This window comes from Antribacter gilvus (assembly GCF_003946865.1).
Classification (GTDB): domain Bacteria; phylum Actinomycetota; class Actinomycetes; order Actinomycetales; family Cellulomonadaceae; genus Antribacter; species Antribacter gilvus.
Map to the genome: position 1 here is coordinate 226,276 of NZ_QXTH01000009.1, position 20,035 is coordinate 246,310.

Genomic DNA, 20,035 nt, shown 5'->3' on the forward strand with positions numbered 1-20,035 from the left:
AGGTCTACGCTAAAGGCGATTCCGGACGATCTACTTCCGGATCCCTAGAAAGTTGCCCTAACCTCGGAACATGGCCGCCGAGCTCAGCCCCACAGCCCGCGCGCTCCGCGCGCTCGAGCTGCTCCAGAACCGCCCCGGCACCACGGCGGACGAGCTCGCCGTCCGCCTCGGTGTGACGGAGCGGGCCGCGCGCCGGTACGTCGGCATCCTTCGCGAGGCGGGGATCCCGGTCACCTCGACACGCGGACCCCACGGTGGCTACCGGCTCGGTCGCGGTACCCGGCTGCCGCCGGTCGTCTTCACCGAGAACGAGGCGCTCGGCCTGGTCATGGCTGTGCTCGACGGCCACCCGTCCGCCGCCGACGTCGACGACCTCGTCGGGACCGCCCTGGCCAAGGTCATCACGGCCCTCCCCGAGACGGTCGGGCGGCAGGCAGCGGCGCTGCGTGAGCACGCCGCTGCTGCACCGGCCCGCTACGCGGCCCACGCGGATCCGGCGATCACCAGCGCCCTGGTCTCCGCGGTCGCTGCCCGACGGCGCGTTCTGGTCACCTACCGCAGCGAAGCGGGCGGCGAGTGGCAGGGCGAGGCCGAGCCGTGGGCCGTCGTCGTCCGCTACGGGCGCTGGTACCTGCTCTGCCGCTCGCTGCGCGCGGACGCGGTCCGCACGTACCGGATCGACCGGGTCCTCGACGTCCAGCAGACCGACCACGCCTTCGAGCCGCCGCCGGGCCTCGACCCCGTCGCCGCGCTGGAGGAGAACCTGGGCTCCGGGTGGCGGTACGCCACGCGGGTCGTGTTCGACGCCCCGCTCACCGACGTCGCGCCGTGGATCCGCCCGCCCATGGGCCGGCTCGAGGCCCTCGGCGACGGGTGCGTGCTCGTCGGGAGCACGCGGAACCTCGCGATGTACGCCCAGGAGTGGCTCGCGAGCCTGCCTTTCGTCTTCCGAGTGGAGGGTGGTCCGGAGCTGCGGGCGGAGATGGCGGCGCTCGCAGCGCGCCTCACGGCGTCGGTGGCCGACGACGTCCCGCCCGGGTCGTGAGCCCGGGCGCCGGCCGGTCCTTGCTCGGTGCGGCCGGCTGCTCAGTGCCTGCAGGTGGGCCCGCCGGGTTCCGTCGTCGGACGTGCCGGCGTACTCCTTGATGAGCTCCCGGAGCAGCGGGCCCACGCCCAGCGTGGACGGCTGGTCCACCGCCAGCGGGTCCAGCCCCCCGGGGAACCCCGACCAGGTGCAGCTCGACCCGGCCGTCAAGGAGCCCGTGTAGCGAGTCCCGCCGGTTCCGTACCTCTGTGGGCTCGGGCGGTGCTGCGCCACGCGAGCCAGGCGAGCGGGAGGAAGAGCCAGAACCCCGAGGCCGGCGTGAGGACGACGCCCCACACCCCCGTGGCCGCCAGGGCGCCGGCGAACCCGCGGGGCGCTCCCTCGCCGCGCCGCTCGGCTCGTAGCACCATCACGCCGACGAGCCCGAGGAACAGGCCGACGGTCACGTACCAGAAGGCGGCGCCGCGGAGCGTCGCCAGCTCGGGATCCTTGTCGAGCGCCCCCAGGACCCCGGCCTCGAGGATGCTTCGGAGGGAGTCGGCGTAGAACAGCGGGGCCGTGCTCACGTGGACTACCGCGAGCAGCACCGTCCAGAACCCTGAGCATCTCGCGAGGGACATCGTCTGCTCCGTTCGATCGGGGTCTCACCTAGCCACCACCGTACCATACCGTATGGTACGGTAGTCGTCATGGAGACCTTGGCGACGAGATCGTTCCGCTTGCCCGACCGTGCGCACGCCGACGCTCCGTGGCGCATCCACGAGATCGCCCCCGACTTCGACCTGGAGGACGTCTGGGCGCTCCCGACGCCCGGCGGTCCCGGAGACCTCGGGAGGCTGGTGCGCCAGTTCGCGTCCGACGACGACGACGAGATCTCGTCCGCCTTCGCCGTCCGCACCCTGTTCGCGATCCGGTGGCGCCTGGGATCCGTGATGCGCTGGGACGGCGAGCGGTCCGGCGTCGGCTCCCGGGTCGTGTCGCTGCGCGACCGGCTTCCCGACGACCTGCGCGACGGCACGAGGGGCCCGGACCTGCAGGCCGTGCCCTTCAGGTCCGTCTACCAGACCGACACGGAGTGGGTCGCCGAGCTCGCCAACCGCACGGTGCACGCGCTGCTCCACGTCGGATGGGTACCGTCGGGAGACGGGTACCAGGGCCAGATGGCGTCCCTCGTCAAGCCCGCGGGCAGGTTCGGCCGCACGTACATGGCAGGCATCAGGCCGCTTCGCCGCGCGATCGTGTACCCGCAGCTCATCCGTTCGATCGGGCGCAACTGGCCGAGGTACGCATGACGGCGCGGCGCAGGTGGCTGGACGAAGGGCTCGAGCTGCTCGCCGAGTCGGGCCCGGGCGGCCTGACGATCGACGCGCTGTGCGCGCGGCTCGGGCTGAGCAAGGGATCCTTCTACCACCACTTCAAGGGCATGGCCGGCTTCAAGACCGCCCTGCTCGAGCACTATGAGGAGCGCGGCGCCCAGGTCTTCATCGACCTGGTCGAGTCCCTGCCGATGGCTGACGGCGCCGAGAAGCTCAAGCGCCTCGTCGAGGCCGCGGTCACGGACGAGACACCCGACGAGGTCGAGACGCAGCTCCGCGCGTGGGCCAGCAAGGACGCCGAGGCCCGGGAGCACCTCGAACGCATCGACCGGAAGCGCACGGAGTACGTGCGGCGGCAGTGCCGGGCCGTGGTCGAGGACGCGGACCTGGCCGACGACGTCACCCAGCTGATCTACCTCGTTCTCGTCGGGGCGGGCTATGCCGTCCCGCCGCTCCCGGTGCGCGAACAGGCCCGGCTCTGGAACCGGCTCATCGCGTATCTCGAGAGCGAGGCCGGCCGTGCGCGATGAGGTGCCGCACACGGGTCCCGAGGAGCCCTGAAGTGCGAGCACCCGCGAAGAGGGACATGCTCGACATAACGCAGCGCGATGGTGCGCTGCGACAACAAAGGAGACTCAGATGCCTACGTGGCTCATCCTCATCCTGGTCGGCGTGGTCCTGGTCATCCTGGGAGTCGCTACCGACATCGGCCAGTTCCTGATCTGGATCGGCGTCATCGTGCTGGTGGTCAGCCTGATCATGGGCTTCATGGGCCGCCGCAGGACCTAGCCGTGAGGTGAGCGGGGCCGGGCCCCGAGCGGGTCCGGCCTCGTTCTCGTCGGGGTGGTCGCCGCGCGCGTGGCCTTCCAGCAGGACGAGCCGGTCGACGAGGTCGGGCCGGGCGCTCGCGGTGAGGAACGCGGTGTGCGCCCCCATCGACTGGCCGACGAGGCGCACCGTCTCGCCGGGGAAGAGCTGCTCGACGACGGCGACCACGTCGCCGACGAACGCGTCCCGGGAGAGGTCGCCGGGGCGGCGCGTGCTGAGGCCGTGCCCCCGCTGGTCGACGAGGAGGACGCGAAAGCGGTCGGAGAGCGCGTCGGCGGTGGGGAGAAGCTCGCGGGAGCTGCCGGCCAGTCCGTGGAGCAGCACCACGGGCGGGCCGTCACCGCCCCCGTCGACGACGGCGATGCGGGTGTCCCCGCGCCGGATCTCCGCGGTGGAGGAGGTCACGGGGTAGTTCCTGCCGCCGCGTCACCGTGCGGGGCTCCGCCGGCGCCCCTGCCGGAGTCGCCCCCGGACTCGTGGGCGTAGATGTCCCGGTACAGGCGGAGGGCGTCGTCCCGCAGCGCGGCGTGCTCCCGGCCCTCGAACCGGTCGACGGCAACCTCGCGTGGCAACGCGGGTCCGTCGGTGAGCGCGTCGGCGAGGGCGCGGGCGGCGCCGGCCGCGTGCGTGACCCAGATGGCCTGGGCGACCCATACCCCGGGCAGGTCCGGGTGTGCCCCGAGGAACGGCAGGTTGTCCGGGGTCATGGCGAACACGCCGTTGACCTTGTGCGCGGCGTCGAACCGTGCCTGCGGCCGGAGCAGCTGCTGCGCGGCTGTGATCGACGCGTCGAAGTCCGGAGACCAGGGCAGGCCTGCCCCGTGCGTGAGGGAGTCGTCCTCCACGGGGACCGGCAGGTGGTCGTACGAGCCGAGGCCGAGGCGGTCGCCGTGGACGCGGGCGTAGACATGGTGCTCCGGCCAGCGGACGAACGGCCCCGAGAGGAGCCATGGGTCCGACGCCGAGTAGACGTAGGGATGGGCGACGGGGAACAGCGGCAGCTCCAGGCCGACCAGGCGGGCCAGGTGGGCGCCCCAGACGCCGCCGGCGAGCACCACGTCGTCGGCGTCGAGCCGCTCGCGGTCGCGGTCGCGGTCGCGCTCGGCGTCGGCGTCGGCGCCGCCGCGGCCCGGGCCGGGGCCGCCGACGACGGTGAACCCGCCGTCCCGGTTGCCGACGCCGGACACCTCGTGCCCGGCCACGAACACCGCTCCGGCGGACTCGGCCTGTGCCCGCAGGGCGGCGGTCAGCTCCGTCGGCGCCGCGACGCCGTCGTCGGCGAAGTGCGTCGCCGCGAGGATCCGCGACGTGTCGACGAACGCGTCGACGCTCTGGGGGAGCTCCGTACGGGACACGGTCCGGGCGGTCAGGCCGGCTGTGCGTGCTGCCTGAGCCCGGCGCTCGATCTCGTGAGCACCCGCGTCGGACGTGGCGAGCTCCAGTCCGCCCGGGCGGGAGAACCCGGCTCGGACCGACTCGTAGACGCGTGCCGAGGCGCGCGCCAGCTCGGTGAGCACGGGGGTGTCGTTGTAGAGGCCGACGAAGCCCGGCGCGAACGTGGTGGAACCCCTGGGGCGGCCCTCGTCCCGTTCGACCACGGTCACCCGGACGCCTGGGCGCCCGGCCAGCTCCCGCGCGATCGACACGCCGACGATCCCCGCGCCGATCACCACCACCTTGCGTGCCACGACGACGACCTCCTTGTGCCTCGGCCGGCTCGTGTCCTCCGGGCCGGCTTGTGTCTCTCGGGCCGTCCACACCGTAGACGACGTCGGGACAGTTCGTGAGATTGGGGCTTGCCATGCGGGAAACCGGTTACTAGAGTCTGGGAAACCGGTTACCCGAGGTTTTTGTCTTATCTGAGTGCATCGCTCCAGCGCCGGGGCGGGCAACTTCCGCACGGCCGCTGTCGTCAAGGCCCTGGGGAGACCGGTACGGCGGACCGTTCGCCGAGACATGCATGGAAGCGCAACCACAACGTCCCGCATTCAACGAAGAGTGAGGCAACTCATGAGAACACGAGTCGGACTACGCGTCCTCGCGGCGGGGGCCACGCTGGCCCTGGCCGCCACGATCGGCATCACCACCCTGGCGTCGGCCCCCGAGGCGCAGGCGGCAACCGGTAGCGCCACGGGCTTCGCCACCGGCAACGGCGGCACCACCGGCGGCGCCGGCGGTCAGACGGTCCGGGCCACCACGGGTACCGCGATCCACGCGGCGCTGTGCGCCCGCCCCACCACGAGCACCCCGATCATCATCCAGGTCGAGGGCACCATCAACCACGGCAACACGACCGCGGTCTCGGGTCCGGGCTGCAGCACCGCCGCGGGGGTGATCGAGCTCAAGTCCATCAGCAACGTCTCGATCATCGGCGTGGGCGCCGGAGCGGTCTTCGACCAGCTCGGCATCCACATCCGCGACTCGCGCAACATCATCATCCAGAACGTGACCGTCCGGAACGTCAAGAAGTCGGGCTCGCCTCTCTCCAACGGTGGCGACGCCATCGGCATGGAGAGCAACGTCCGCAACATCTGGGTGGACCACTCCACGCTCGAGGCGTCCGGTGGCGAGTCGGAGGGCTATGACGGCCTCTTCGACATGAAGGCCAACACCCAGTACGTGACCCTGTCGTACAGCATCCTGCGCAACTCGGGCCGTGGCGGTCTCATCGGCTCCAGCGAGACCGACCTCTCGAACGGCTACGTCACGTTCCACCACAACCTGTACGAGAACATCGACTCGCGCGCGCCGCTGCTGCGCGGTGGCATCGCGCACATCTACAACAACTACTACGTGAGCCTCAACTCGTCGGGCATCAACTCGCGCGCCGGTGCCAAGGCCAAGGTGGACAACAACTACTTCAAGAACTCGAAGGACGTGCTCGGCACGTTCTACACCGACCAGGCCGGCTACTGGCAGGTCAGCGGGAACATCTTCGACAACGTGACCTGGTCGGCCCGCAGCACCGACAACAACCCCGCCGGGCCCAACCCGACGTCGACCACGACCGTCAGCATCCCGTACGCCTACTCGCTCGACGGTGCCAGCTGCGTGCCCAGCATCGTGGCCGCCACGGCCGGCGCCAACAAGGGCCTGCGGGTCTCGGACGGCAGCTGCACGCCGACCACGCCGTCGCCCACCCCGACGCCGAGCCCCACGACGCCGAACCCCACGCCCACGCCCACTCCTACGCCGACGCCGACCCCCACCCCGACGCCCACCGCGCCGACCGGCCCGAACCTGAGCCTCGGCGCCGGCGCCGACGGCTCGAGCAAGGCCGACGGGTCGAGCTACGGCAACGTGATCGACGGCTCCATGAGCACCTACTGGTCGCCGTCCAGCTCGACCGGCACCGTCTCGGTCAAGTGGTCCTCGGCCAAGACCGTCTCGAAGGTCGTCATCCGTGAGGCCTCCGGCGCCACCGGCCGGGTCGGCGCCTGGCGCCTCGTCAACTACGGCACGGGTGCCGTCCTGGCGTCCGGTACCGGCGTCCCGGTCGGCACCATCAGCTTCCCGGCGACCTCGCTGAGCAAGATCAGCTTCGTGATCACCAGCTCCAGCAGCACGCCGCGGATCGCTGAGTTCGAGACCTACGCCGGATAACGACGTCTGTCTCCACCGACGGCTGTGGGTGGTGTCCTGGGAGAGTGCGGCGCTGCCTCTCCCGGGACACCACCCACAGTCTTGTTCAGCGGTATGCGCGCCGATGAATTACTCCGAAAAGGGCCTTTCCTCACCTGGTCGTCGGGTGAAATGATCCGCGCTCCACAGAGCATTCCTGCACGTTCGCGCTTCCTCGCCTACGTTTCTCAGTGCAGGGGGGCGCATGGAACATCACGCAGTCGATGTGGGAGACGTCTTCAGCCCGCGGGGGCGGGGGAGCAGCTCGGGCGGCGGCGTCGGGTCGCCGGCAGTCCAGACGGAACGGTGGGGTCGTGTCGTCGGCCGCGAGCGCGAGACCCGGGTCATCCGGGCGTTCGCGGCAGGCTTCGACCTCGCGGCCCTTGTCGTGTCCGGCCCCGCCGGGATCGGCAAGACCGCCACCACCGTCGCCGCGCTGCGAGACCTTCACCTGCCCGGCCCGACCGTGCGCCTCGGGGGCCTGAGCGCCGGGCGGCCGCACGTGTTCAGCCTCAGCCGCCACTACGGCATCGACCTGACGGGCTGGCCGTCGGTGCGTGCCAGCACCGACGGGCAGCTCCTGACGGGGATCGACGCCGACGCCTTCCTGAGCAGGCTGGCCCGGGAGGTCGAGCGCAGGGGCGAGCGGGACCGGGCCAGGCTGCTGTTCGTCGACGACGTGGGGCACCTCACCGCCGAGAAGGAGGACGCCCTCGACACGCTCGGCGAGCAGGCCTTCGCCCACGGCTGGCGCGTCGTGGTCGCCGCGCGCGGGCGGACGAGCCAGGTCGAGCGAGACGACCTGCGGGTCCTCGAGCTCGATCCTCTGGACGGCAGCGCCGTGCGTGCCCTGCTGGCCTCGTACCTGGAAGCCCCCGTCGCGACGGACCTCGCCGACCGCGTGGCCTGGTGGAGCGCGGGCAACCCGCGACTCGCCCTGGAGATCGCCGAGAATCTCACGCCGGCGCAGCTCCAGGGCGGGGCGCCGTGGGCGCCGACGACGGTCGGCGAGGCCGCGCGGCGGGCGTACCGGCCGGTGCTCGCGAGCCTCGCCGCCGACGAGGTCGCGGTGCTGGCGGCGGCCGTGCCCGTCGCCGACTCCGGGGACGTGCCGCCGGTGGACGACGACGCCCCCGGGATCGCGGTACTGGCCGCGCGCGGCCTCCTCGAACGGAGGGAGAGCGGTTGGGCGGTGACCCACCCGCTCCTGGCGCTGCTCTGCCGACAGCGCGCCGTCGTCGGCCGGCGCGCCCGGGGCGGCAGCGCCGTGGGCGCCGTGGCGTCGCTCGCGGCGGTCACCACCCCGGCCGACGTCACCCAGGTGGTGCGCGGCCTGCACCTCGACGCGCTCGGGCCCGGTGCCCTGGCGGAGCTCGCCCGCGCCGGGTCGCCGACGGCGTACGCCCTCGCCTACCAGGCCGCTCTCCTGACCGGACTACCCCTCACGGGCGACCTCGACCTGTTCCCGGTGCTCGACCGGTCCGCCTACGACGGAAAGGGCGACGGCTGGCCCGACCAGGTCTGGTGGCGCGACCCCGGTCTCGTCGAGCCGGGCACACGGGCGGCGGGTCGGCGGCTGGCGGCCGCGCTCGCGGGACTGGAGCTGACCGGGCTGACGGCGGACCAGGGACGGCTGCACGCTGACCTGCGGGCGCTCTCCGGCACGCCCGGGCAGGACTGGGCGGGGATGCATCTCCGGGTCCGGGCGTTCCTCGCGCTGGGCGACCTCGAGGGCGCGGTCACCCTGCTGGCGGACACCGCGCGGCCGGCCGCCGGGCGAAGCGTGCTGGAACGCGTCGCCCGCGAGCTCGCCCGCGCGATGGTCGCCGCCGTGCAGTGGCGGTCGGCCGACGCGCGCCGCCACGTCGAGGCGGCCGCGATGCTCCGGCCGGCCGTGGCGGGCTGGCCGTTCGTCCGCGGGCAACGGGCGCTGGACCGGGCCGTCCACGACGGGGTCGAACCGGCCGGGGAGGCGACCCCGGACCGGGAACAGTGGTCGCCTCGTGCGTTCGGGGAGCACGCGGCCGCCGTCGGCTCGGCACACCTCGCGCTCGGCGGGGCGCGGGAGGCGCTGGCGCTCCTGACGGTGGCGCTCGAGCACTGCGCCTGGCCCTACCAGGACCGGATCCTGGTGCAGGCCGACCTTGTCGAGGCCGCCGCCGCGGCGGGCGGCCTGGCGGACGGGGTCCCCGCAGTGGTCGACGCGGTCGTCGCACCCCATGACGCCCGCCGTCGGCGTCTGGGCCGGTGGATCGCCCGCGTGCTCGGCGAGCCGGACGCCGGTCCCGAGCCCCGCAGGCCGGACGCGGTCGCGGCTGCGGCCCGTGCCCGCGCGGTCCTGGCGCCGCCCGACGACGCAGAGGGGGCCTTCGAGGCGGCACTCGCCGCCTCGCTGCCGCCCGCGACCCCGGCGGCGCGCCTCCGTGCGCTGGTCGCCTACGGCCGGTGGTGTGCCCGTCGCGGCGACCACGTCACCGCCGGGACGTTGCTGGACGAGGCGTCGGCCCTGGCGCGGATCTCCGGCGCCGCCGGCTGGGCACGCGGCGCCGGTGCCGTGCGGGCCGCGGGCCGCCCCCTGGGGCTCGGCCACGACTGGGACGTGCTGACCGGCGACGAGCGGGAGCTCGTCCGCCTCGCCACGAGCGGAGCGACCAACGCCCGGATCGCCGAGACGGTCTTCGTCTCGGAGCGCACCGTCGTGAACCGGCTCCGGAGCATCTATGCGCGGCTCGGCATCCGGGACCGCCGTGACCTCGTCCAGATCGCCCGGAGCGCACCGCCGGAGTGGCTCAGCTCCTGACGCTGCCCGGCTGGTGCGTCTCCGGGCGCACTTGCGTTCCGTTGCGTTGACGCACACTTCCCGTCACACCGCGCGGTGCCTCGGCCAGCAGTGTTCGTTGGGGCCAGGGGTTCCGCGCTGGGGGTGTGGACCTTCTTGTGTCCTGCGCAGTCTCGAACGCGAGGAGTGGTTCCAGTGGGTCGAACGTACGAGAAGACACGGCTGAGGAAGACGGGAGGCCGGCGTGCGCGACGGCCCGTCGCCGCCCTGGCCACCGCCGCGATGGTCGCGGCGGGATTCTGGGTGCCGGCTGCCGCCGACATCGACAACTTTCCCACCGACCCCTCGGAGGCCGAGGGCAGCGTCGTCGAGGTGGAGCTCACCGGTGCGGACCTCCTGGCGATCGCGCAGTCGCAGTCGGGCTACGTCTCGGCGCCCGGAACCGACACGGCGGCGATCGAGGCGGAGCTCCTCGGGCTGCCGGTGAACCTCGGCGGCGTCACCATCCCGCTGGACCAGCTCATCGCCTTCGGGCAGCTCGGCGCGCTGAGCAGCTCCAGCACCGCGTCGTCGCCCGATGACGCCATCGCCGCGTCGGGCCTGATCGGCGCCGACGGCGGCCTGTCGCTCGACAGCGCCGAGGCCGACTGGGGCAACGCCACCATCGACCTCCTGTCGCTGGCCGACGCCGCGGGCGTCGCGGGACTGACCGATCTCGCGGTCGACCAGCTCGAGCTGCAGCTCGGGGCGTTCGGCGCCGAGGTCGAGGCGATCGACGGGGTCTTCCAGGACCCGGACGGCGGGGTCACGGGCCCCGGCCAGTACGTCGCCGGTGACGCGTCCCTGCTGGTGCACTCCCCGGTCATCGAGGACGCGGCAGCGACGGTCTTCGACATCGGCGGCGCGGTCGACACGCAGGTCGAGTCGATGGTGAACGACAACCTCGGCTCCGTCGTCACGCAGCTGACCGCGCTGCTCAGCGCGGTGCCCGGCGTCCCCCAGCCGACCGTCACCGTCGACTCCAACATGCAGCAGACGCTCTTCGACCAGGTCGTGGGCCAGCCCATCACCTCGGCCAACCAGCTCGGGACGCTCGACCTCTCGACCGGGACGCTGCAGATCCACCTGGAGCACCTGGTGGAGGGCAACGACCCCTGGATGGGCGGCGACGACGCCGGTCTGAACGGCCTGGCTCCCAACACCGAGATCATCGACGACACCACGTACCCGCAGATCGCGGAGACGGTGCACGAGCTGATGCAGGAGGCCACCCGCATCATGATCGGCGCGATCGAGAACTCGCTCGACGCCGTGACCTTCAGCTTCCGCTGGCAGCAGGACCTCGGCTTCGGCGGCATCGTCGACGTCACCTGGAGCCCGTCCCTCGCGTCGCTGGTCGACGGGACCTACCCGCCGGCGGTGGACAACAGCACAGGCATCGTTGGCAGCACCACCGGTGCCCTCCTGACGACCGCCATCAACACGCTCGGCGCGGCCACCGCACCGCTCTTCCAGCCGCTGTACGACCTGATCATCAGCGACGCGGGCGACGCGATCTTCGAGCTGCTGATCAACGACCTCAAGTCGGGGATCACCTCGTCGATCGGTGCCGTTCTCTCCCCGGTCTTCGGCGTGATCACCCAGTTCCTCTCGCTCCAGGTCAACCACCAGGAGACCGTCGAGTGCACCATGCCCGACGGCACCACCGCTGCGCTCGCGGGAGTCGACGTCTCGGCCCTCTGGCTCGGTGTCCTGCCTGACGGCACCGGTGGCGCGGCCGGCGAGGTCAAGCTCGGGAACGCCGGCGCGCGCGTCGACGCCTGTGCCCTGGCGATCACCCCGGTGCTCACCGTGGACCCGGCCAGCGTGGAGGCGGGCGGCGTCACCACCGTGACCGGTACCGGCTACACGCCGGACAGCACGGCCACGGTCCAGCTGACGGACGCCGCAGGCGCTCCGGTCGGTGCCCCGGTCGTGGTCCCGACGGACGCGACCGGGTCGTTCACGACCCCGCTGACCGTCCCTGCGGGCTCGACCCCCGGGGACTACACGGTGGTGGGCACCGACGACACGACCGGCACGCCGGCCGAGGCGCCGCTGACGGTCGTCGCGGCCGCGATCACCCCGGTGCTCACCGTGGACCCGACCTCCGTCGCCCCGGGCGAGTGCACCGTCGTCTCCGGCACCGGCTACACGCCCAGCAGTACCGTGACGGTCCAGCTGACCGACGCCGCCGGCAACCCCGTGGGCGCCGCGGTCACCGCGACCACCGACGCGACCGGCGCCTTCACCGTGGACCTCTGCGTGCCCGCCGACGCCGTGCCCGGTGACTTCACCGTGGTCGGCACCGACGACACGACCGGCACGCCGGCCGAGGCGCCGCTCACGATCGTGCCGGCGGCCATCACCCCGGTGCTCACCGTGGACCCCGCCACCGTGGAGCAGGGCGGGACCACGACGGTCACGGGCTCCGGCTACACGCCGGACAGCACCGTGACGGTCCAGCTCACGGACGCCGCAGGCAACCCCGTCGGCGCGCCGATCAGCGCTCCCACCGACGCCACCGGCGCCTTCACGACGCCGCTGACCGTCCCGGCGGACGCTGCGCCCGGTGACTTCACCGTGGTCGGTACGGACGTCACGACCGGCACGCCGGCCGAGGCGCCGCTGACCGTCGTCGCTGCGACGACCCCGGCGATCACCGTCGACCCGACCTCCGTGGTCCCCGGCGCGTGCACGGTCGTCACGGGTTCGGGCTACGCGCCGAACAGCGTCGTGACGATCCAGCTCACCGACGCCGCGGGCGCCCCGGTGGGTGCCCCGGTCATGGTCACCACCGACGGCACCGGTGCGTTCACCACGGACCTGTGCGTCCCGACCGACGCGGTCCCCGGCGACTTCGCGGTCGTCGGTACGGACGAGACCGGTGGCAGCGCAGAGACCCCGCTCACGGTGGTCCCGGCCGCGATCACGCCGGTCCTCACCGTGGACCCGGCGGAGGTCGCACCTGGCCAGACCACCGTCGTGACCGGCTCCGGCTACACGCCGGACAGCACCGTGACGGTCCAGCTCACGGACGCCGCGGGCAACCCCGTCGGGGAGCCGATCAGCGCTCCCACCGACGCCACCGGCGCCTTCACGACCCCGCTCACGGTCCCGGTCGACGCCGTCCCCGGTGACTTCACCGTTGTCGGCACCGACGACACCACGGGCACCCCGGCCTCGGCCCCGCTCGCGGTGGTCCCGGCCGCGATCACGCCGACCCTCGCGGTGGACCCCACCGTCGCGGAGCAGGGCGACACGGTCACGGTGACCGGCGCCGGGTACACGCCGGACAGCACCGTGACGGTCCAGCTCACGGACGCCGCGGGCAACCCCGTCGGGGAGCCGATCAGCGTCCCGACCGATGCCACCGGCGCCTTCACGACGCCGCTGACCGTCCCGGCGGACGCCGTGCCCGGTGACTTCACGGTGGTCGGCACGGACGTCGCGACCGGCACGCCGGCCGAGGCCCCGCTGACCGTCGTCGTGGCGACCAACCCCGTCGTCACGGTCGACCCGACCGAGGTGATCCCGGGTGATTGTACGGTCGTCACGGGCTCGGGCTTCGCCCCGAACGCCACGGTGACCGTCCAGCTGACCGACGCCGCGGGCAACGCCGTGGGCGACCCGGTCACGGTCGTCACCGACGGCACCGGCGGGTTCACCACGGACCTCTGCGTCCCGCCGGACGCGGTCCCGGGTGACTTCACGGTCGTGGCCGAGGACGAGACGGGGGACAGCGCCGAGACGCCGCTCGCGGTGGTCCCGGCCGACATCACCCCGGTCGTCGCCGTCGACCCGTCCGAGATCGTGGCGGGCGGCACGACGATCGTGACTGGCACCGGCTACACGCCGGACAGCACGGTGACCGTCGACGTGTTCGACTCGTCCGGGGCCCTCGTCATGACGTTCCCGGACGTCCCGACCGACTCGGCCGGCGTCTTCACGCTGGTGCTCTTCACCGAGGCCACCGACGAGCCCGGCGAGTACACGGTGATGGGTACGGACGACCCGACCGGCACACCGGCCGAGGACACGTTCACCATCCTCCCGGCGGCGGTCACGCCGTCGCTCGTGGTGGAACCCTCCACGGTGGAGCAGGGCGGCACCGCCACGGTGACCGGTTCGGCCTACACTCCGGACAGCACGGTGACCGTCCAGGTCATCGGCGCGACCGGTGTGGTCGTCGCCGAGTACCCGGGCGTCGTCACCGATGCGGCGGGCTCCTTCACCCTCACGCTCCCGGTCCCGACCGGCTGGGCGACGGGCGCCTACACCGTGGTCGGCACGGACGACACGACCGGCGCTCCGGCGCAGGACGACCTCACGGTCGTGGCACCCACGCTGACCCCGGCTGTCGTCGTCGACCCGTCGACGGTGGAGCAGGGCGGCACCACGATCGTGACCGGTACCGGTTACACGCCGAACAGCACCGTCACCGTGATCCTGACGGCGCCGGACGGCACGATTGTCGGGTTCTTCCCGGCGATCCCCACGTTCGCCGAGGGCGGGTTCACCTACCCGCTCACGGTGCCCGCGGGGGCCGTCCCGGGCGACTACCTGGTGCTCGGCGTGGACGACCTCACGGGAGCAGGCGCCACCGCCCCGCTCACGGTGGTCCTCGCCACCTCCCCGGCCATCACCGTCGACCCCACCGAGGTGGAGCCGGGCGGGACCACCACCGTGACCGGCACCGGCTACACCCCGGACAGCACGGTCACAATCCAGCTGACCGACGCCGCAGGCAACCCCCTCGGCGGCCCGGTCACGGTGACCACCGACGGGTCGGGCGGCTTCACGACGCCGCTGACCGTCCCCGTGGGCACCGAACCGGGTGATCTCACGGTGGTCGGCACCGACGACTCGACCGGCGAGGAGGCGACGGCCCCGCTTGCGGTGGTCGCCGCAGCCATCACGCCGACGTTGTCGGTGGACCCGGCCGAGGCCGAGGTGGGCGAGATCCTGACGTTCACCGGGGCCAGGTACACGCCCGACAGCACGGTGACGATCACGATCGTCCAGCCGAGCGGCGTGGCGCTGTTCGTCCCGGGCGTCGTCACCGACTCCACGGGCGGCTTCACCATCACCTACGGCACGGCGGACGCCGAGGTCGGCGAGCACACCGTCGTCGGCACCGACGACACCACCGGCACCGCGGCGCAGGACACGGTGACGCTGGTCGCCGTTGCCGAGGTCCGCACCATCACCGTCGACCCGGCCCAGGTCAACCCCGGCGGCACGACGACGGTCATCGGTGAGTTCTTCACCGAGTCCTCGACGGTCACCCTCGAGCTGGTGAACCCGTGGGGTCAGACGATCCACGTGCTCGAGGACGTCCCGACCGACAACGTCGGCGAGTTCATGTCGGCGCTGGTCGTGCCCGGCGACACGCTGCCGGGTACGCACGAGGTGGTCGCCACGGACGACACGTCCGGCGACGTCGCCACCGCGGACCTGGCCGTCGTGCTGCAGACGGAGCCGGAGGAGATCTGCCTCCAGCCCGCGACCATCACCGCCGACCCGACCATGGTGGAGCCGGGCGGCACGACGACGGTCACCGGCACCGGCTTCACCGCCGGCGCGACGGTGACGGTCCAGCTCACGGACGTCGAGGGCAACCCGCTCGGCGAGCCGGTCGAGGTGGAGGCCGTCGGCACCGCTCCGGGCGACCTGTGCGGCGGGTTCACCGTCGTGATCACGATCCCGGAGGGCACGGAGCCGGGCGTCGTGATCATCATCGCCACCCCGGACGACGGCACCGAGGGTGACGAGACGCCGATCGCGGTCTGCGAGTGCCCGCCGGGCGGCTGCCCGGAGCTGAGCTCGTGGTTCACCCACGAGGAGCGGACGGTCGGCCAGACGCAGACCTTCACCGCGACCGGCTTCGAGCCGGGCGAGCACGTCCAGTCGTCGGTCTACTCGACGCCCATGACGCTGCCGGCGATCCCGGCCGACGCCACAGGGACGGTCTCGTGGACGTTCGTGGTCCCCGCGACCATGGAGGTCGGCGTCCACGTGGGCGTGGCGACGAGCCTCGACACGGGGATGCAGACGGCCGCCGAGTTCCAGGTGGTCGCGATCTCTGCGGCTCCGGGCGGCTCGGGTCAGGGCTCCGGCTCGGGCACCGGCGGCGCCGGTGGCGGCTCCGGCGGCTACAGCGCCCCGGGCGGCCCCCTGGCCACCACCGGCGGCGACGCCGTGGCGCCGCTGACGGCCATGGGTCTCCTGCTCCTGATCGGTACGGCCCTGGTGCTCCACGCCCGGTCCGTCCGGTCGCGGAGGGCGTGATCCTCTGACAGCCTGACGGCTGCAGGACCGGCCCGGGGAGACCGCACCGTCTCCCCGGGCCGGCGTGTCTCTCGAGGCGGTGCGCCATTCCAAGGGATCGAGGGGGTCCGGTGGGACGACGACGGCTCGTGGCCGGGCTGGGAGCGGCCGTCGCGCTGGTCGTGGCGACCGGGGTGACGATCGCTGCGGTGGCGACCGGTCCGCCGTCGGGCAGCGGGAGCGACGGGCCGGCCGCGGCGCACGACTGCGGCGACGGGGCGCTGCCCCTGGCGCGGACCCTGTCGAACGGCGCGACGTGGCAGATGTGCTGGAGCGCCGAGCCCGACGCGGGCCTCGTCCTGGAGGACGTCGCGTACGCGCCCCCGGGCGAGGCGCCGGTGCAGGTCTTCGTGTCGCTCACCCTCGGCCAGCTCGAGGTGCCGTACGACACCGGCCGGCGCACCACCGAGGACATCACCGACCAGGGCTTCGGCGGGCGGCACCTCCGCGACCTGACCGAGGCCGAGTGCCCCGGCGCACGGCTCCGCGGCTTCGTGGCCAGGCTGGGACCGGGCAGCGAGGGGTCCGAGCGGCCCGTGCTGTGCGAGGAGGTGGTCGACGGCGGGGTGGCGTTCCGCGCCGAGGAGGCCGGCCGCACCACCGTGGGCAGGAGGACGGACCTGCGCCTGTCGACGGTCTCGAAGGTGGGCTGGTACGAGTACGTCACGCAGTACACGTTCGGCGCGGACGGGTCGGTCCGCCCGGCGCTCGGCGCGACGGGCGACCTGTCGCCCGCGGACTTCACGGACGACCCCGCTCACGGGTGGCCGGTCGGACCGGGGGAGTCGGACCGTGCGGTGAGCCACGCGCACAACGTCGTCTGGCGCGTCCACTGGGGGCTCGGCGGCCCGGGCGGCGCCGCGGGGACCGCCCCCGACGCCGGGACGGCCGGCGGCCTGGTCGTGGAGCAGTACGACGCCGAGCCCACGGGGGAGACGGGGCCACGGGCCCCCGTCCTGGCGGGCGGCCTCACACGGATCGCCACCGAGCAGGTGGCCGACGCCGCGGACCGGCGCTGGTGGCGCGTCGTCAACCCGGCGGTCCGCAACGCCGACGACCACGCCGTGTCCTACGAGATCGACCTCGGCGCGACGGACTCGTTCGCGTTCACCGCCGACCACCACGACGGGCACGGCGGCTACGACGTCGCCTTCACCCAGGCCGACGACTGCCAGCGGTTCGCCACCGCGAACCGGGACGGGCACTGCGGGTCGGGCGTGCCGGACTTCGCCGCAGACGGCGAGACGCTGGACGACGTCGTCTCGTGGGTCGCCGTCGGCTTCCACCACGTGCCCCGGGACGAGGACCAGAGCCCCATGGAGCTGCACTGGCAGGGGTTCACCATGGCGCCGCGCGACCTGACCGCCCAGCGGGGCGATGTCCCGGCGGGCCATGAGCACGTCAACGGCGACGTGCTGGGTGACGGGTGAACGGGTTCCCGCGTGGTGCCCCGTACAGGACTTGAACCTGTGACCGAGAGATTATGAGTCTCTGGTTTGGTACCCTGGAGACCTCGGACGACGCTGGAAAACCGCGGAATCTAGCCGTTTTGCTAGTCCAGTTCCGGACTGGTCCGGACAGGGATAAGGTGCAGGATAAGGTAAAGGTTCGAGGCGGCGGGACTGGACCGGACAGGAGCGGACGTGGCAGCCAAGAGGGAACGGCGCGAGAAGGGCACCGGTTCGATCTTCCAGCGCAGCAGCGACAAGCGGTGGGTCGGGTACGTGACCCTGCCCGAGGGACCCGGAGGCAAGGAGCGCCGCAGGACCGTCACCGCCAAGCGGCGCGAGGACGTGGAGGAGAGGCTGCGCAAGGTGCGCCGGGACCTGCTCGTGGCCGGGGACCTGCCCACGTCGTCCCCGACCATGGCGCAGTGGTCCGCGCTGTGGCTAGCCGAGAAGAAGAAGAAGGTGAAGCCCGGCACGTACGTGTCCTACGAAGGACCCGTGCGGCGCTACATCGTGCCCGCCATCGGCAAGGTGCGCCTGGACAAGCTGACGACCGCCAGCGTGACCAAGGTCCACGACTACATCACCGAAGACCTGAACCTCTCGTCCACCACGGCGCTCGGCGCACACCGCATCCTGGCCAAGTGCCTCACCGACGCCATGCGCCAGGGCCGCGTCACCCGCAACGTCGCCACCCTCGTCGACGCACCACAGAAGGCCGTGGGCACGCGCGGCGCGTACAGCGCGCAGCAGGCGATCACGCTCCTGAAGCACGCGGCCAAGGACCCCTACGGCGCCGTGCACTGGTCCCTCGCGCTGGCTGCCGGGCTCCGGCAGGGTGAGCGGCTCGGGCTGACCCGCGGCGCGATCGACCTCGACGCGGGACTCATCACCGTGACGTGGCAGCTTCAGCGCCTGCGGTGGGAGCACGGGTGCCTGGAGGCGGGCAAGCCCGCGCCGGCCAAGGGGCAGCCGTGGCCGTGCGGGCGCAAGCGTGGCGGGTCGTGCCCGTCGCGCCACCACGCCATCCCCCCGGGGCACGAGGTCGTGCAGGTGGAGGGCGGGCTGTACCTCACGCGGCCGAAGAGCCGCGCAGGCTGGCGTGAGGTGCCCATGACGCCGCTCGTGTCCCAGGTGCTCACGCGCCACCTGGAGGCGGTCCCTGCGGGCATGTGCGGTCTGGTCCTGCACCGCGGTGACGCGAGCGGGCGACCTATCGACCCGTCGGACGACTCCACGGCCTGGCACCGGGCCGTCGCGGCGGCTGGCCTTCCGGACGTGCCGTTGCACGCCGCCCGGCACACCACTGCCACGCTCCTGCACGCGCTGAAGGTCCCGGAGCAGACGCGCATCGCGATCATGGGGCACTCGTCAGCCACGGTCACGGCCGGTTACACGCACGTCGCGGGTGCCGAGACCATGGAGGCGATGCAGAGCCTCGGGACGCTGCTCACTCTCGAGGAGTGACGCGATCCGAACTTCGCCGGGTGAAACTCCTTGAATCGTCGTCACACTCGCCCGCCGGCAACAGTCATAGTGGGTAGAGGTGGCGGCGCTGGAGCAGGGGGGAGCGCCGCCCCCTCCGGACCTCAAAGGAGAGATGTCGCATGGCCGACCAGCCTGCCTGTCCCGAGCAGTTCTGCCCCATCGTCGGATGCCCCTTCAACGCCGCCCCCGCCCCCGACGTCCCCGCGGTCGGTGACTGCCCGAGGCCCGCGCCGGCGTTCGTCCGGCTCCGGTTCAAGAGCCAGGTCGGCGCATCCGCGTGAAGATCTCCACCATCACCCCGTCGTCAGTCAGGTGCAGGAGCTTCGCCGCCGCGTAGATGATGTCCGTGCTGAGCTCGCGGGTCCCGTTGGTCCGCTCGCTCACGTAGGCACGGGACCGCGCGGGTCCCAGCACGTCCGCCACCTGGTCGAGCGTGATCCCGTGGTCGCTCAGAAGTTCGCGTAGCGCCTTGCCCATGCGCACGCCGAGGTCTGAGGTCTGCCGCGGCGGCTTGTCAGTCACGGGTATAGAGAGTAGCAACCGCCGTCATAAATACGGCGGGTCACAACTAATTTTGGACTTGCGCCCGTCGGATATCCGACGCTAGAGTCAGCGTCATGAGCATCACTGAGGAGCTTGCAGACCGGAGGCGGCACACCGCCGCCCGGGTCGCCACAGCCCGCGGCGCTCTGGGGTGGACTCAGGAGCAGGCCGCCGAGTCCATCGGGATGCCGCTGTCCACCTACCGCACCAAGGAAGCCGACAAGAGCGGCTGGACGCCGGCACAGCTCGCGATGCTGGAGCAGGCGTTCGGGCTCCAGGAGGCCGAGCTGTTCCGCACGGACGGGTTCATCCGTGTTCCGGTGCGTCGGATATCCGACGCCACGCCGGAGGGGGACGCGTCGTGAGCGAGACCATCGCCGTCCCTCGCCCCCAGGCAGCCGCGCTCGTAGGGCTGTCCGACAAGGAGCTGAAGCGGGCCATCGACGACGGGGAGATCCGCGTCCGGTACCGCGGGCGTAAGTGCCTCGTCGACTACTCGGACCTTCGTGCCTGGTTCGACGCGCTCCCGGCGCAGAAGCCGGGCGCAGACGCGACCCTCTGAGGCCGCACACAGCAGGACAAGGCAAGCGCCCGGCAG

Annotated in this window: 15 protein-coding genes, 1 tRNA gene and 1 pseudogene; 12 read left to right on the top strand and 5 right to left on the bottom strand. The window is 72.6% G+C overall.

The window, feature by feature from the left end; genetic code table 11:
- Positions 1 to 70: 70 nt before the first annotated feature.
- Complete coding sequence (locus D1350_RS16630) at positions 71 to 1,045, top strand: helix-turn-helix transcriptional regulator (protein WP_125777140.1); 975 nt, start codon at positions 71 to 73, stop codon at positions 1,043 to 1,045.
- Positions 1,046 to 1,145: 100 nt separating this feature from the next.
- Entirely contained in the window at positions 1,146 to 1,268 is a 123-nt protein-coding gene (locus tag D1350_RS24765) for a hypothetical protein (protein WP_276313763.1), read from the top strand.
- Here D1350_RS24765 and D1350_RS16635 read toward each other — a convergent pair.
- Positions 1,252 to 1,665 carry a DUF6463 family protein gene (locus tag D1350_RS16635; protein ID WP_125777141.1) on the bottom strand — a complete coding sequence of 138 codons (414 nt, stop codon included), beginning with the start codon at positions 1,663 to 1,665 and terminating at the stop codon, positions 1,252 to 1,254. The genes D1350_RS24765 and D1350_RS16635 overlap by 17 nt on opposite strands.
- 69 nt (positions 1,666 to 1,734) lie before the next feature.
- Between D1350_RS16635 and D1350_RS16640 the strand changes: the two genes are divergently transcribed.
- The 3 genes from D1350_RS16640 (at position 1,735) to D1350_RS24515 (ending at position 3,150) form a co-directional block, all read left to right on the top strand.
- Entirely contained in the window at positions 1,735 to 2,337 is a 603-nt protein-coding gene (locus tag D1350_RS16640) for a DUF2867 domain-containing protein (protein ID WP_125777142.1), read from the top strand.
- Complete coding sequence (locus D1350_RS16645) at positions 2,334 to 2,891, top strand: TetR/AcrR family transcriptional regulator (RefSeq protein ID WP_125777143.1); 558 nt, start codon at positions 2,334 to 2,336, stop codon at positions 2,889 to 2,891. The genes D1350_RS16640 and D1350_RS16645 overlap by 4 nt, the downstream gene beginning before the upstream one ends.
- A 109-nt stretch (positions 2,892 to 3,000) precedes the next feature.
- Positions 3,001 to 3,150: a hypothetical protein gene (locus D1350_RS24515; RefSeq protein WP_240644163.1), complete on the top strand. Its 150-nt coding sequence runs from the start codon at positions 3,001 to 3,003 to the stop codon at positions 3,148 to 3,150.
- Here D1350_RS24515 and D1350_RS24520 read toward each other — a convergent pair.
- Together D1350_RS24520 and D1350_RS16655 are read right to left on the bottom strand one after the other, a co-directional pair.
- Positions 3,127 to 3,594 (bottom strand): annotated as a pseudogene (locus D1350_RS24520) (alpha/beta fold hydrolase); the annotation flags it as partial. The gene D1350_RS24515 and the pseudogene D1350_RS24520 sit on opposite strands and share 24 nt — an antisense overlap.
- Entirely contained in the window at positions 3,591 to 4,877 is a 1,287-nt protein-coding gene (locus D1350_RS16655) for an NAD(P)/FAD-dependent oxidoreductase (RefSeq protein WP_125777145.1), read from the bottom strand. The pseudogene D1350_RS24520 and the gene D1350_RS16655, both read right to left, overlap by 4 nt.
- A 322-nt stretch (positions 4,878 to 5,199) precedes the next feature.
- Between D1350_RS16655 and D1350_RS16660 the strand changes: the two genes are divergently transcribed.
- From D1350_RS16660 to D1350_RS16675, 4 genes are all read left to right on the top strand, one after another.
- On the top strand, positions 5,200 to 6,792 hold the full coding sequence (locus D1350_RS16660) for a pectate lyase family protein (protein ID WP_125777146.1): 1,593 nt from the start codon (positions 5,200 to 5,202) through the stop codon (positions 6,790 to 6,792).
- A gap of 223 nt (positions 6,793 to 7,015) precedes the next feature.
- On the top strand, positions 7,016 to 9,610 hold the full coding sequence (locus tag D1350_RS16665) for a helix-turn-helix transcriptional regulator (RefSeq protein WP_125777147.1): 2,595 nt from the start codon (positions 7,016 to 7,018) through the stop codon (positions 9,608 to 9,610).
- A gap of 174 nt (positions 9,611 to 9,784) precedes the next feature.
- Positions 9,785 to 15,919 (top strand): choice-of-anchor G family protein, encoded by a 6,135-nt coding sequence (locus D1350_RS16670; RefSeq protein ID WP_125777148.1) that lies wholly within the window; start codon positions 9,785 to 9,787, stop codon positions 15,917 to 15,919.
- 110 nt (positions 15,920 to 16,029) lie between these two features.
- A complete protein-coding gene (locus D1350_RS16675; protein WP_125777149.1) occupies positions 16,030 to 17,388 on the top strand; it encodes a copper amine oxidase in 1,359 nt (452 codons plus the stop codon).
- A gap of 13 nt (positions 17,389 to 17,401) precedes the next feature.
- Here the strand turns inward: D1350_RS16675 and D1350_RS16680 are convergent.
- Positions 17,402 to 17,472 (bottom strand) — tRNA-Met (locus D1350_RS16680).
- Between the two features lie 129 nt (positions 17,473 to 17,601).
- Here D1350_RS16680 and D1350_RS16685 point away from each other — a divergent pair.
- Complete coding sequence (locus D1350_RS16685; RefSeq protein WP_125777150.1) at positions 17,602 to 18,873, top strand: tyrosine-type recombinase/integrase; 1,272 nt, start codon at positions 17,602 to 17,604, stop codon at positions 18,871 to 18,873.
- Positions 18,874 to 19,146: 273 nt separating this feature from the next.
- Here D1350_RS16685 and D1350_RS16690 read toward each other — a convergent pair whose 3' ends face one another.
- Complete coding sequence (locus tag D1350_RS16690; RefSeq protein WP_125777151.1) at positions 19,147 to 19,416, bottom strand: helix-turn-helix domain-containing protein; 270 nt, start codon at positions 19,414 to 19,416, stop codon at positions 19,147 to 19,149.
- 95 nt (positions 19,417 to 19,511) lie between these two features.
- Here D1350_RS16690 and D1350_RS16695 point away from each other — a divergent pair, with 95 nt between their 5' ends.
- Positions 19,512 to 19,802, top strand: a complete 291-nt coding sequence (locus tag D1350_RS16695; protein ID WP_125777152.1) for a helix-turn-helix domain-containing protein — start codon at positions 19,512 to 19,514, stop codon at positions 19,800 to 19,802.
- The gene (locus D1350_RS23800) at positions 19,799 to 19,999 is read left to right on the top strand and encodes a helix-turn-helix domain-containing protein (protein WP_164545197.1); all 201 of its coding nucleotides are present in this window, start codon (positions 19,799 to 19,801) and stop codon (positions 19,997 to 19,999) included. Before D1350_RS16695 ends, D1350_RS23800 begins: the two co-directional genes overlap by 4 nt.
- Positions 20,000 to 20,035: the final 36 nt, after the last annotated feature.